At 54.5% G+C, this 12,527-nt stretch carries 14 protein-coding genes; 5 read left to right on the top strand and 9 right to left on the bottom strand.

Annotated elements, in window-relative coordinates; genetic code table 11:
* Positions 1-5: 5 nt before the first annotated feature.
* Positions 6-1,142, bottom strand: coding sequence for a 4-phosphoerythronate dehydrogenase PdxB (gene pdxB / locus I6L53_RS06685; RefSeq protein WP_042317756.1), 1,137 nt, complete (start codon positions 1,140-1,142; stop codon positions 6-8).
* Between the two features lie 103 nt (positions 1,143-1,245).
* On the opposite strand from pdxB, the gene flk reads away from it, so the two are divergent.
* Positions 1,246-2,247 (top strand): flagella biosynthesis regulator Flk, encoded by a 1,002-nt coding sequence (flk, locus tag I6L53_RS06680; RefSeq protein ID WP_042317921.1) that lies wholly within the window; start codon positions 1,246-1,248, stop codon positions 2,245-2,247.
* Here the strand turns inward: flk and I6L53_RS06675 are convergent.
* Both I6L53_RS06675 and I6L53_RS06670 read right to left on the bottom strand, forming a co-directional pair.
* Complete coding sequence (locus I6L53_RS06675; RefSeq protein WP_042317755.1) at positions 2,244-3,422, bottom strand: MFS transporter; 1,179 nt, start codon at positions 3,420-3,422, stop codon at positions 2,244-2,246. The genes flk and I6L53_RS06675 overlap by 4 nt on opposite strands.
* A gap of 176 nt (positions 3,423-3,598) precedes the next feature.
* Positions 3,599-3,973, bottom strand: a complete 375-nt coding sequence (locus I6L53_RS06670) for a MerR family transcriptional regulator (RefSeq protein ID WP_042317754.1) — start codon at positions 3,971-3,973, stop codon at positions 3,599-3,601.
* 170 nt (positions 3,974-4,143) lie between these two features.
* Between I6L53_RS06670 and I6L53_RS06665 the strand changes: the two genes are divergently transcribed.
* From I6L53_RS06665 to I6L53_RS06655, 3 genes are all read left to right on the top strand, one after another.
* Positions 4,144-4,392 carry a helix-turn-helix domain-containing protein gene (locus I6L53_RS06665; RefSeq protein ID WP_042317753.1) on the top strand — a complete coding sequence of 83 codons (249 nt, stop codon included), beginning with the start codon at positions 4,144-4,146 and terminating at the stop codon, positions 4,390-4,392.
* A 162-nt stretch (positions 4,393-4,554) separates the two neighbouring features.
* The gene (locus I6L53_RS06660; protein WP_042317751.1) at positions 4,555-4,923 is read left to right on the top strand and encodes a CHAP domain-containing protein; all 369 of its coding nucleotides are present in this window, start codon (positions 4,555-4,557) and stop codon (positions 4,921-4,923) included.
* Positions 4,923-5,456, top strand: coding sequence for a YqhG/Tai3 family protein (locus I6L53_RS06655; protein ID WP_042317750.1), 534 nt, complete (start codon positions 4,923-4,925; stop codon positions 5,454-5,456). The genes I6L53_RS06660 and I6L53_RS06655 overlap by 1 nt, the downstream gene beginning before the upstream one ends.
* A gap of 40 nt (positions 5,457-5,496) precedes the next feature.
* Here the strand turns inward: I6L53_RS06655 and fabB are convergent, their stop codons facing one another.
* A complete protein-coding gene (fabB, locus tag I6L53_RS06650) occupies positions 5,497-6,714 on the bottom strand; it encodes a beta-ketoacyl-ACP synthase I (RefSeq protein WP_042317749.1) in 1,218 nt (405 codons plus the stop codon).
* Between the two features lie 157 nt (positions 6,715-6,871).
* On the opposite strand from fabB, the gene mnmC reads away from it, so the two are divergent.
* A complete protein-coding gene (gene mnmC, locus I6L53_RS06645; protein WP_042317748.1) occupies positions 6,872-8,884 on the top strand; it encodes a bifunctional tRNA (5-methylaminomethyl-2-thiouridine)(34)-methyltransferase MnmC2/FAD-dependent 5-carboxymethylaminomethyl-2-thiouridine(34) oxidoreductase MnmC1 in 2,013 nt (670 codons plus the stop codon).
* 48 nt (positions 8,885-8,932) lie between these two features.
* Here mnmC and I6L53_RS06640 read toward each other — a convergent pair whose 3' ends face one another.
* The 5 genes from I6L53_RS06640 to aroC are packed head-to-tail and all read right to left on the bottom strand — an operon-like array spanning position 8,933 to position 12,510.
* A complete protein-coding gene (locus I6L53_RS06640; protein WP_042317746.1) occupies positions 8,933-9,208 on the bottom strand; it encodes a YfcL family protein in 276 nt (91 codons plus the stop codon).
* 31 nt (positions 9,209-9,239) lie between these two features.
* Positions 9,240-9,788: an elongation factor P hydroxylase gene (gene epmC, locus I6L53_RS06635; RefSeq protein ID WP_042317745.1), complete on the bottom strand. Its 549-nt coding sequence runs from the start codon at positions 9,786-9,788 to the stop codon at positions 9,240-9,242.
* Entirely contained in the window at positions 9,788-10,597 is an 810-nt protein-coding gene (locus I6L53_RS06630; protein ID WP_042317744.1) for a sulfite exporter TauE/SafE family protein, read from the bottom strand. Before I6L53_RS06630 ends, epmC begins: the two co-directional genes overlap by 1 nt.
* Positions 10,597-11,421, bottom strand: coding sequence for a penicillin-insensitive murein endopeptidase (mepA, locus tag I6L53_RS06625; protein ID WP_042317743.1), 825 nt, complete (start codon positions 11,419-11,421; stop codon positions 10,597-10,599). Before mepA ends, I6L53_RS06630 begins: the two co-directional genes overlap by 1 nt.
* Before the next feature lie 3 nt (positions 11,422-11,424).
* On the bottom strand, positions 11,425-12,510 hold the full coding sequence (gene aroC, locus I6L53_RS06620; protein WP_042317742.1) for a chorismate synthase: 1,086 nt from the start codon (positions 12,508-12,510) through the stop codon (positions 11,425-11,427).
* Positions 12,511-12,527: the final 17 nt, after the last annotated feature.

The raw sequence follows: 12,527 nt of genomic DNA, 5'->3' as shown, positions 1-12,527 counted from the left end.
AGACATTAACGTGCCGGGTGATGAACCGCGTTAAAACCCAGTTTACACAGTAACGCCGCCGCATCCGCGTCGTCGCACATCACGTACAGTGAGGACCATTCACGGCGCTCGAGATAATTTTTGCGCAATTTATCAAATTCACCCGGTATTCCGGCAACGTTACGCAGTGGCGCATCGTCGCGGCGCACATCATACACCAAATGCACCAGTCTTTTCAGCGTCGGCTGATCCAACGGGCCATGCAGCGTAATGCGGCCAAACTCCGGCGCAGGCAACAGGGTATCCAGCGCGACATGCTGCTCGCGACCGATAAATGCGCTCCAGGCTTCAAAGACCTGTGTGGTGCCGCGCGCCTTGCCTTCCAGCGTGTAGCCCGCAATGTGCGCAGTGCCAACATCAACCTTACGCAACAGATCGACATTCAGATCCGGCTCGCCTTCCCAGACATCCAGAACCACACTGAGCTCTTGCCCGGCATTAAGGCGCGCCAGCAGCGCGGTATTATCAACCACTGCGCCACGACAGGCATTAATCAGAATGGCGCCCGGCTTCAGGCGACTAAGCAGCGCCTCATCGGCCAGATGCAGCGTTTTGTAAGGCCCTTCTTTAAACAGCGGCGTATGGAAGGTCAGGACGTCGGCTTCCTGTACCAGCTCATCAAGCGAGCGGAAATCCCCCTCGTCCCCGCGATCCGCACGCGGTGGATCGCATAACAGCGTACGAATCCCCAGCGCTTCCAGCCGTGCCTGTAAGCGCCCTCCGACGTTGCCCACGCCGACAATCCCGACGGTACGATCGCGTAATGCGAATCCGTCACGCTCCGCCAGCATCAGCAGTGAGGAGAAAACGTATTCCACCACTGCGATGGCGTTGCAGCCAGGAGCCGCTGAAAAGCCGATTCCGGCCTGCTTAAGCCAGTTCTCATCCACATGGTCGGTACCCGCAGTTGCAGTACCAACGAACTTGATGGCTTTTCCCTCCAGCAATGACGCGTTCACTTTGGTGACAGAACGCACCATTAAAGCATCGGCATCATCCAGTTCAGCGACAGGGATGGGGCGTCCGGGAACCGCTTTGACCTCACCCAAACGACTAAACAATTCGCGGGCATAAGGCATATTTTCATCAACGAGAATTTTCACGTCTGTCGTACCTGTTTGAGAACGAGAGTTAACCGGGCAAGTGTGCCATAATCTGGCCGCCAGGCATACTTTGCTAAGATTGATGGTTTAAGGATAAGTGATGATGCAACCCATTTCCGGTACTCCCGCGCGCCCTCCCGGTGAAGGGCAACCAGCGGTTTCCACGGCGGGCGAACAGCCGCTCTCCACGCAACAGCGGACCGTACTGGAACGACTAATAACCCGCCTGATTTCACTGACGCAACAGCAAAGTGCGGAAGTGTGGGCCGGCATGAAGCACGATCTCGGTGTGAAAAGCGACACTCCGCTGCTGTCGCGCCATTTCCCTGCGGCGGAGCAAAACCTCAGCCAGCGTCTTGACACGGCTCAACAGAATCATGCCAACCGTCAGGTGCTTTCGCAGCTGACAGAATTGTTGAGTCAGGGAAACAACCGCCAGGCGGTAAGTGATTTCATTCGCCAGCAGTACGGACAAACGGCGCTCAGTCAACTCAAGCCGGAACAGCTTAAAAACGTACTGACGCTTTTGCAGCAGGGGCAGTTGTCGATCCCGCAGCCGCTGCAACGACCGGCAACCGATCGCCCACTGTTACCCGCAGAACACAATACGTTAAATCAACTGGTGACTAAACTGGCCGCCGCAACGGGGGAGTCTGGCAAGCTGATCTGGCAATCGATGCTGGAACTCTCCGGCGTGAAAAGCGGTGAGCTGATCCCGGCGAAACATTTCACCCATCTGGCGACCTGGCTACAGGCGCGTCAGACGTTGAGTCTGCAACACGCCCCTACCCTGCAATCGCTACAGGCGGCGCTTAAGCAACCGCTGGAAGCAGAAGAACTGACCCGTTTGAAAGATTACGCCCAGCAAACCTGGCAGCTCCAACCACAAACTGTGCTCACTACAGCCCAGGTACAGGATCTCCTGAATCAGATCTTCCTGAAGCGCGTTGAACGCGATCGGGAACTCAACGATCCGCGCCACATACAACCGATTTACAGTCCGTTTGCGCCAGTTATCGAGACGCTACGATCGTTCACTGCGCGTCCCGGACTGCTGTTTATCGCCCTGCTGGTCGCGTTACTGATTTTCTGGCTGGTCGTCTAACCCCGACGAAACGACAACAGCGTCACCACAATCCCCAGCACCGCCGAAATCGCACCGGCAAGGAATACCGAAGGATAGCCACAGGACGTGGCAAGCAGGCCCGCCAGCGGGCCGGTAACCGCGTAAGAGATATCCTGAAATGCGGCATAGCCCCCTAACGCAGTCCCACGCACCTGCGACGGTACGCGTTTAACAACCTCAACGCCCAGCGCGGGGAAGATCAGCGAACAGCCCGCACCGGTTAATGCCGCGCCGAGCAACGCAAACCACGCCGTTGGAGCCAGCCAGAGCAGTACCAGCCCGACGGTCTCTATCAGCAGGGAAACAATAGCTACCCTGACCCCGCCAAAACGGTCCGGCATCCAGCCAAACAGTACGCGCATAATGACAAAGGCCCCGCCAAACGCGGTCAGCGTAAAGCCGGCCATCGTCCAGCCATGACTGGCAAAATAGAGAGAGATAAAGGTGCCGATAACGGCAAATCCTACGCCTTGTAGCGCGAGGCCCAGACCCGGTTTCCAGATCAACCCCACCACGCTCCATAGCGAGGGACGCTCACCCGCATGGGCCGGCACTTTACGCACCGTTCCGTTAAACGCCCATGCCAATAGCGGTAATGCCATTGTCGTACCCGCAAGCCCCGCAAAGCCAAAATGGCTGTGGATCAGCAGCCCCAGCGGCGCGCCTGCCGCCAGCGCACCGTAAATCGCCATCCCGTTCCACGACATTACCTTGCCGGAACGCGCAGGTCCCACCAGGCCAAGTCCCCAGGTCAGTGTTCCGGTCAATAACTGGCTTTCACCAAAACCGAGGATCAATCGTCCGACGATTAATAACGCGAATTTGATCGGCACAGAAACGGGTAACAGCGCCGCCAGTAGCCATGCGCCGCCCGCCAGCGCGCAGGCAAACATTCCCTGAAGCGCGGAGCGCTTGGCACCGTATTGATCGGCAAGTCGTCCGGCATAGCCGCGCGTTAAAACGGTGGCCAGAAACTGAATCCCCACGGCGATACCGACCATCGTATTGCCATAGCCCAGTTCATGGTGGACAAATAGTGGAATGACGGGTAACGGCAAACCGACCGTCATGTAGGTCAAAAAAACCGCAAACGCGATGCGAAAAAGCGATGTGTTCGCTGCAGATGTCTTTTCTTTATGGGTTACTGCTGTCATGCGTTACTCCAGAATGCAGAGTAAGGCGAGGAAATGCCACGCCCCCTCCACCTGACTGTCAGGATTAAGGTGCGTTGGATAACGTCAAACGCTTACGCATTATCCGGAAGATAATGATGGGCCTGAAGTCTGCCTGTGAGTGGCTAAAGTTGTCAACCGCAAACCGTGCAGTACGCTCAATAGTGGGATTTATTGTCGAAGAGGGAAGGCAGCACCGCGCCAATCCCTTTTGTGCCAAACAGATAAGTCACCTGCTGCTGCTGTTCTGGTGTCAGAAGTCTGAACATCATATCCCAAATCTCTTTCGGCTCCGCTTCCCAGGCCGATGCCTCATTCCGCACTGATTCAGGATCGCTGTCCACAACGTATGGGCGAACATACACGGGGAGAATCGAAATATGGTATTCCCATGCCTTCGATTTGCTGCGTTTGCGCTTAATGCCTTCTTTACCTGCACTCAGGATATTGAGCCGACTGCGAATAGCGGGGACGCTACCGGGAAAACCAGGTAGACCAATACATTCCTGTACCGTGAGCCATTCTTTAGACATCATTTCGTTCCTTTCACCAATGACATAAAAATAATCTTTCTTTTTTCGCGCAATTCCAGGGTTATTCTGGCAATATTCATTCGACAAAAGAAAATCACCTTCTTTTATCGCTGTAATATTACCCCCTGAAAAATATCGGTGCCGATAACACATCTTTGTAGGATTACAGAATGAGAGAAAAAAGCCAAGACTGGCATCGTGCAGATATTAAAAGTGCACTTGAAAAAAAAGGTATTACGCTCAGAGAACTTTCTCGTATAGCAGGATTATCACCAGACTCCCTGCGCAACGTCTTCGTTCGTAGCTGGCCTCGCGCAGAATGGATTATTGCCAACGCGCTGGAAACAACGCCGGACGTGATTTGGCCGTCGCGCTACCTTTCCAACGATGAAGAACCCCATCCGCATTCAAAAGAATAAAAGTGCAATCATTCTCGAGTATTTTAAAAATCAATATCATTGATATATAAAATACGCGTGAGTTATTTATAAGCTTTCCCTATAGCACATATTACCTATTTTCCCCATAGCTTCAGTGATAATTAATTAACGGATCACGTAATAATACCGGGAGAATATAATATGACATGGGATATTAGAGCAGCAACAAACTATGCAAAACATCACGCTCATGCGCACTCAATCAGTCGATGTGCTGAATATACGCGAAAGGCAATCCATGCCGGAGGCATAGATATAGGACACACAGGGCATGCCAAAGATTATGGCTCTCTTTTAATTAACGCAGGTTTCAGACCCGTCTCTCCTTATGAATCTCCGCGAGCAGGCGATGTTGTCATTTTACAACCCTATGCGGGAGGAAATGCCAGCGGTCATATGGCCATTTTTGATGGGCAAGAATGGTATTCCGATTTCAGGCAACGTGATATGTGGGCGGGACCGGGTTACCGAACAGCAAAACCACAATATACGATATACAGGAGGAACTGATGCGGCTTATTCTCCCATTACTTCTTTTATTAATATCGGGATGTAGTGTTCACAATGATACAAGTAGTCGTAACGCGGTGAATCAATTCTACCTTCAGTACATGACGATATACACCAGCGACAACGATGAGAGTCTCATCAATTACACTAGCCCTGTTTATGAAAAATATGTTTCAACTGAGATTATTCAAAGGCTGAAGCAAATTGACAATTTTTATGAGCAGGAGATCGTGAATTCGGACTACTTTATGTACGTGCAGGATTACGCACCGGAGTGGATCGCTAAATTTCGCACTGGAACGGCCAGCGCTTTTCTGGGCGGCGAAAAAGTGGAAGTATGGCTCGGCGATTCCAGTACCCACCTTATTCATTTACTGGTGTACACCCGCCGGGAAGATGGCCAATGGAAAATTTATCGCGTACGCGATCTTACGCACCAGTTTGAACATCCGATCTACGATGCAGGTGCTATTGCCCGCGCCAGGGCGTGGTCTGCAGAAATCGCGCCTGAATACGAACCGCTTAAAAAGTAAAAAGGGAGCCGTTTGGCTCCCTTTTTCGTCAACCGCGATCTTACGCTTTCAGCTTACGCATTACCAGCGTGGCGTTGGTGCCGCCGAAGCCGAAGCTGTTGGACATAACGGTAGTCAGTTCACGATCGAGAGTCTCAGTCACGATGTTCAGACCCGCAGCCTGCTCGTCCATCTCTTCGATGTTGATGCTTGGTGCGACAAAGCCGTGTTCCAGCATCAGCAGAGAGTAGATCGCTTCCTGTACGCCAGCAGCGCCCAGAGAGTGACCGGTCATCGCCTTGGTGGCGGAGATCGCCGGGCTGTTATCGCCAAACACTTCACGAATCGCCCCCAGTTCTTTCACATCACCCACCGGTGTAGAAGTACCGTGGGAGTTCAGGTAGTCAATTGGGGTGTCAACGCCGTGCATCGCCATCTGCATGCAGCGCACAGCACCTTCGCCAGACGGAGCCACCATGTCAGCACCATCAGAAGTCGCACCGTAGCCCACGATTTCCGCGTAGATATGTGCGCCACGCGCCAGTGCGTGTTCCAGCTCTTCAACGACGACCATACCGCCGCCGCCTGCGATGACAAACCCGTCACGGTGCGCGTCATAGGTACGAGAAGCTTTAGAAGGCTGGTCGTTATATTTGGTAGATAGTGCACCCATCGCGTCGAACTCACAGGCCATTTCCCAGCCCAGCTCTTCGCCGCCGCCCGCAAATACGATGTCCTGTTTGCCCAGTTGGATCTGCTCGACCGCATTACCGATGCAGTGCGCGGAGGTCGCACAGGCGGAGCTGATTGAGTAGTTTACGCCGTGAATTTTGAACGGTGTCGCGAGGCAGGCGGAAACCGCGGAGCCCATCGCTTTGGTAACCACATACGGGCCAACCGCTTTCAGGCCACGCGGGCTACGCATGGCGTCAGCGCCGAACACCTGCGCTTTGGAAGAGCCACCGGAACCGGCAATCAGGCCAACGCGCGGGTTGTTCTGATAGGCTTCTTCACTCAGGCCTGCATCCGCAATCGCTTCACGCATGGAGAGATAGGCATAAATAGAGGCATCGTTCATGAAACGAACCACCTTACGGTCAATCAAACCAGTGGTGTCCAGTTTGACGTTGCCCCATACGTGGCTACGCATCCCTGCATCTTTAAACTCGTCAGAAAAAGTGATCCCTGAACGTCCTTCACGCAGAGATGCCAGGACTTCCTGCTGGTTATTACCGATGCTGGAAACGATGCCCAAGCCAGTAATCACTGCACGTTTCATTCAATACCTCTGTAATCGCACTATAGTAAGTTTCGATTGGCACAATAGCGTACACTTGTACGCCGAACAAGTCCGATCAGCCAATTTATACTGAAATTTGCGCCGCCAGGCACACATCGCTAAGATCGTGACACTGCCTGTCAGACGAGTAACTTACGTGAAACAATACGCTATACAACCCGCCAACCTCGAATTCAACGCTGAGGGTACACCTGTTTCCCGAGATTTTGACGACGTCTACTTTTCCAACGACAACGGTCTGGAAGAGACGCGCTATGTCTTCCTTGGAGGCAACCGGATCACCGAACGCTTTGCGGCACATTCTCACCCGCTGTTTATCGTTGCGGAGAGCGGCTTCGGCACCGGTCTGAACTTTCTCACGCTCTGGCAGGCGTTCGCTGCATTTCGCGCTACGCAGCCCGACGTTACGCTACAAAGATTACATTTCATCAGTTTTGAAAAATTTCCGCTGAGCCGCGACGATCTCACGGCGGCACATCAGCACTGGCCGGAGTTGGCCGAGTTTGCCGGGCAACTTCAGGCCCAGTGGCCGTTGCCGCTGGCGGGGTGCCATCGTCTGCTGCTGAATGGAGGACGCGTCACGCTCGATCTCTGGTTTGGCGATATCAATGAACTCACCGATCAACTCGATGACAGCCTGAATCAACAAGTCGACGCCTGGTTTCTTGATGGTTTCGCCCCTGCCAAAAACCCGGATATGTGGACGCCAAAACTGTTTAACGCGATGGCGAGACTCGCTCGTCCGGGCGGCACGCTGGCAACCTTTACGTCTGCCGGATTTGTCCGTCGCGGTTTGCAGGAAGCCGGTTTTTCCATGCAGAAATGCAAAGGCTTCGGTCGCAAGCGCGAAATGCTTCGCGGCGTGATGGAACAAACCCTCACGCTGCCGACGTTAATGCCGTGGTTTTCCCGTCAGGGCAGTAAAAAACGCGAGGTTGCCCTCATCGGCGGCGGGATTGCCAGCGCACTGCTTTCGCTGGCGCTGCTGCGCCGCGGTTGGCAGGTCACACTCTATTGCGCGGATGATAAACCCGCTCAGGGCGCGTCCGGCAACCGTCAGGGAGCGCTCTACCCTCTTCTCAGCAAACACGACACGGCAATAAACTTCTTTTTCCCCGCCGCATTTACGTTCGCCCGTCGTCTCTATGACGCCCTCCCCGTCGAGTTCGAGCACGACTGGTGTGGCGTCACGCAGCTCGGCTGGGACGACAAGAGTCAGCAGAAAATCGCGCAGATGCTGTCGCTGGATTTACCTTCAGCGCTGGCAAGCGCAGTCGATGCTGAACAGGCACGGCAGCTTACCGGTGTCGAAACCGACTGTGGCGGTGTGACGTATCCTCTGGGGGGCTGGCTGTGCCCGGCGCAATTAACCTCAGCCGTGCTTCAGCTTGCCGAAAAACAGGGATTACGCTGCCACTATCAGCATTCGCTGGTGGCACTTAACCAGTCTGCATCCGGCTGGGATTTGCACTTTATGCGCGGTAATTGCGCTGAACATGCGGTGGTGGTCCTGGCTAACGGTCATCAGATTAGCCATTTCACGCAGACACAACCGTTACCCGTCTATGCTGTCGCCGGCCAGGTAAGCCATATTCCGACGACGCCTGGGCTTAGCGGGATCCGTCAGGTGCTGTGCTATGACGGCTATCTCACGCCGCAGAACCCGGCTAATCAGCAGCACTGTATCGGTGCCAGTTACCATCGCGGCAGTGAAGAGACGCAGTATCGGGAAGACGACCAGCAGCAGAATCGACAGCGTCTGATTGACTGCTTCCCGGCGGCGGAATGGGCCAAAGAGGTCGATGTCAGCGACAACGCGGCGCGTTGCGGCGTGCGTTGCGCCACCCGCGACCATTTGCCGATGGTGGGAAGCGTTCCGGACTACACTGCCACACTGGTGCAGTACGCCGATTTAGCCAACAACAAAGCGGACGCGGCAAGTGCGCCGGTGTATGACGATTTGTTTATGCTGGGTGCGCTGGGTTCCCGCGGGCTGTGCTCCGCTCCCCTGTGCGCAGAAATTCTGGCCTCACAGATGAGTGATGAACCGGTGCCGATGGATGCCGCCACGCTGGCAGCATTAAATCCCAATCGTTTATGGGTGCGGAAACTGTTGAAGGGTAAAGCGGTTAAAACACAGATGGGATAAACAGGCGCGCCATCCGGCAAGTTGACCAGGCCGGATGGCGGTATGTGATTATTGTGTGGCTTTCTGGAACAGCACGTCCCACATCGCTTTCACTAACGCCTGATCGCGTGGCGACAACTCACCGGCACCGATCGCATTTTCCAGACTGCGGGTGACGTTGGCATAGACGGACTGAGCGGAATGATCATCAGTACCTTCCAGTTCTGCGACGGCTAACGTCAGGTGGCCACGCAAATACCCACTGGCAAACAGCTCATCATCGCTTGCATGCTCTACCATGTCATCGATTAATGCCAGAATGCGTGATTCAAACTCCGCGATCATCTTCTTTCCTCATTGTAACGTGGCGCTGGCTTCAGTTGAGCGCTTCTGGCCACGGGAATTGTTCCGCCGTAAGTTCAGGCGTGTGATAATAATTCTGCAATGCCTTAATGAAGCGCGCCGGACGTTCGGGAATGCCGTTCTCCAGATACGCCATCACCTGTGCATGAACCCGACGCTGGAACACCACACGGTCTGGTTCAAAATCGCCTTCCAGGTTGTCGCAACTGACGTTAAACGGATACCCCGCCGCCACGCAGAACAACCAGTCAAACGCCTGCGGTTTCACTTCTACATCTTCAAACTGTCCCTGCGTCGCCGCATCGCGGCCATCCGGACAATACCAGTAGCCAAAATCCACTAATTCGCGGCGCGCCTTTCCGGCAATGCACCAGTGCGAAATCTCATGCAATGCGCTGGCGTAAAAGCCATGCGCAAAGACAATCCGGTGATACGGGACCTCTGCATCAGCAGGAAGATAGATCGGTTCGTCGTCGCCTTTAATCAGACGGGTATTAAAATCATCGGCAAAGCAGCCGTTAAAAATGTCAATCAACTGTTCGTAGCGGTGCGTACTGTTCATTAATTCATCCCCAGCCAGTGGAGAATCTCCTGTCCATGGTTATCATAAATAAGTTTGGCGCTCATAACTGCCGAGACAATGACGATCATCGGCCGAATCAGCTTTTGTCCTTTGCTCAGTACCAGTCGCGAGCCCATCCGCGCCCCGAGAAATTGTCCGATCAGCATGACAAAGCCGGTGGCCCAAATCACTTTCCCGCCGATGATAAACAGCAGCAGACCGCCAATATTAGAGGTGGCATTGAGCACTTTCGCGTGGGCCGTCGATTTGGCGAGGTTATAGCCGCACAGCATGACAAATGACAACGCGTAAAAGGAGCCTGCCGCCGGGCCAAAGAAGCCATCGTAGAAACCCACGCAGCCTCCGGCAACCAGGGCAAACGGCAGACCGTACAGGCGACGCTGCCGGTCTTCCTCACCCACTTTCGGCATCAGCAAAAAGTAGAGACCAATGCAGATCACCAGGACAGGCAAAACCTGACGTAGCACGTCTGACTGCACGTGTTGCACCAGCAACGCGCCGCTCATCGAACCAATAAACGTCATCGCGATATTGAGTTTCTGGTCGGCGAGGTTTACCACTTTACGGCGAATAAAATAAATTGAAGATGAAATCGAGCCGCCGCAGGCCTGTAGTTTATTGGTCGCCAGCGCCTGCGCGGGAGTCATCCCTGCCGCCATCAGCGCAGGGATGGTCAACAGACCACCGCCGCCCGCCAGTGAGTCGATGAATCCAGCCAGCATTGCCACAAAAAACAATACCATCAACAGCAGCGGAGAGACCAAAAACAGGTCCGCAAAATTATCCATTAGAGTACATGCTCATCCAGTAGCGCCTGGCAGGAAGGCGGCAACGGAGGTGGTGTCTTCTTCTCAGGCTTTGTTGTTCCAGGTTTTGGTGGTTCAAACCAACTTTGCAGCTCAGCGCCACAACCATCGCCCGGAGGAGGCAAAGGCTGATCTTCGCACTCAAGGCTGTCGGCAGGGCAACGCAATCGTACATGCATATGCGCACGATGCTGGAACCAGGGTCGCACTTTACGTAACCAGTCGCGATCGGTACCGGCATCCAGGCAAAGTTGTTGTTTTATGGCAGGATTCACAAAAATGCGGGTGACATCGTTATCTTCCGCCGCCAGCTTAATCAGGCTGGCGATTTCCGGTTTCCACAGCGAGGGCACGACATGTTTACCGTCACGGGCGACCAAATCCAGCGCCTGGGGGCGCAGCAGTTGCGCCTGAGTCCAGCGCGTTTTTGGCAACTGCAGGAAAATATCCACATCCAGGCCGGTCTGATGGCTGGCATGTCCGCTATTAAATCGCCCACCGGCGGGCATTCCCATATCGCCAATCAGCACCGTTCCCAGCCCAAGATTGTTCACCTGTGTACTCAGACGCTGAATGAACATCACCAGATCGGGATGGCCGAAATAACGGCGTTGATCGGTGCGCATCACCTGATAGTGATCCGACTGCACGGGAAGCGTATCCGCCCCCACAATGCAACCGTTCGAGAAGCCACCAATTGACTGCGCGCTGCCCGGCACCGGTTGGGCAATTTTCTGCCACGGCGTCGCCGCCAGGCTGGCCGTGCTGGCAAGCAGAGCCAGCAATGCTATCGCGGTTTTTTTCATCTCTTACCAGCGTGGAATATCCGTTTTGACATCCGCATTTTGCGCCCGTTGACGTAACAGGTGATCCATCAGCACGATCGCCAACATCGCTTCTGCGATCGGTACGGCGCGGATCCCCACGCACGGATCGTGACGACCTTTAGTGATCATCTCCACCTCTTCGCCAAAGCGATTAATGGTGCGCCCTGGAACGGTAATACTGGACGTCGGTTTCAGCGCCATATGGGCCACGATCTGTTGGCCGCTGCTGATCCCGCCCAGAATACCGCCAGCGTGATTGCTCTGGAACCCGTCTTTGGTGATTTCGTCACGGTTCTGACTGCCGCGTAGCGCCACAACGTCAAACCCGTCGCCAATTTCGACGCCTTTCACCGCGTTAATGCTCATTAGTGCATGGGCGATATCAGCATCGAGACGATCGAAGACCGGTTCCCCCAGCCCCGCCGGTACGCTGCTGGCGACCACCGTCACCTTCGCGCCGATGGAATCGCCCTCTTTTTTCAACGCACGCATCAGTTCATCCAGCGCTTCGATCTTATCCGGGTCCGGACAGAAGAACGGGTTTTGCTCGACCTGCGACCAGTCTTTGATCGCCAGCGAAATGTCGCCCATTTGAGTCAGGCAGCCCTGAATGGTTACGCCAAATTTTTCGGCGAGGTATTTTTTCGCAATTGCGCCTGCCGCCACGCGCATCGCGGTTTCCCGCGCGGAGGAACGTCCGCCGCCGCGATAATCACGCAGACCATATTTTTGCTCGTAGGTGTAATCGGCGTGTCCGGGACGAAACACATCCTTGATAGCGCTGTAATCCTGCGAACGCTGGTCGGTATTTTCAATCAGCAGACCAATGCTGGTTCCTGTCGTTACGCCTTCAAACACGCCGGAAAGGATTTTGACCTGATCCGGTTCGCGACGCTGCGTCGTGTAACGCGACGTGCCAGGGCGACGTCTGTCGAGATCGTGCTGCAGGTCAGCTTCCGTCAGCGGAATGCCCGGCGGCACACCGTCGACGATACAACCGAGCGCCAGCCCGTGCGATTCGCCGAAGGTGGTTACACGAAAGAGTTGTCCAATTGTATTTCCTGCCATTGCGGTCTCGTTGTTGT

It is taken from the genome of Citrobacter farmeri (genome assembly GCF_019048065.1).
GTDB classification, from domain to species: domain Bacteria; phylum Pseudomonadota; class Gammaproteobacteria; order Enterobacterales; family Enterobacteriaceae; genus Citrobacter_A; species Citrobacter_A farmeri.
Note: the sequence above shows the minus strand (reverse complement) of the source record. Positions and strands in the feature narration are given on the sequence as shown.

What these genes read in the sequence shown, in the direction of transcription:
- flk (WP_042317921.1), top strand. Translation starts at nt 1,246, where the DNA reads ATGCAACCCATTTCCGGTACTCCCGCGCGCCCTCCCGGTGAAGGGCAA.
- I6L53_RS06675 (WP_042317755.1), bottom strand. Translation starts at nt 3,422, where the DNA reads ATGACAGCAGTAACCCATAAAGAAAAGACATCTGCAGCGAACACATCG.
- I6L53_RS06670 (WP_042317754.1), bottom strand. Translation starts at nt 3,973, where the DNA reads ATGTCTAAAGAATGGCTCACGGTACAGGAATGTATTGGTCTACCTGGT.
- I6L53_RS06665 (WP_042317753.1), top strand. Translation starts at nt 4,144, where the DNA reads ATGAGAGAAAAAAGCCAAGACTGGCATCGTGCAGATATTAAAAGTGCA.
- I6L53_RS06660 (WP_042317751.1), top strand. Translation starts at nt 4,555, where the DNA reads ATGACATGGGATATTAGAGCAGCAACAAACTATGCAAAACATCACGCT.
- I6L53_RS06655 (WP_042317750.1), top strand. Translation starts at nt 4,923, where the DNA reads ATGCGGCTTATTCTCCCATTACTTCTTTTATTAATATCGGGATGTAGT.
- fabB (WP_042317749.1), bottom strand. Translation starts at nt 6,714, where the DNA reads ATGAAACGTGCAGTGATTACTGGCTTGGGCATCGTTTCCAGCATCGGT.
- I6L53_RS06640 (WP_042317746.1), bottom strand. Translation starts at nt 9,208, where the DNA reads ATGATCGCGGAGTTTGAATCACGCATTCTGGCATTAATCGATGACATG.
- epmC (WP_042317745.1), bottom strand. Translation starts at nt 9,788, where the DNA reads ATGAACAGTACGCACCGCTACGAACAGTTGATTGACATTTTTAACGGC.
- I6L53_RS06630 (WP_042317744.1), bottom strand. Translation starts at nt 10,597, where the DNA reads ATGGATAATTTTGCGGACCTGTTTTTGGTCTCTCCGCTGCTGTTGATG.
- mepA (WP_042317743.1), bottom strand. Translation starts at nt 11,421, where the DNA reads ATGAAAAAAACCGCGATAGCATTGCTGGCTCTGCTTGCCAGCACGGCC.
- aroC (WP_042317742.1), bottom strand. Translation starts at nt 12,510, where the DNA reads ATGGCAGGAAATACAATTGGACAACTCTTTCGTGTAACCACCTTCGGC.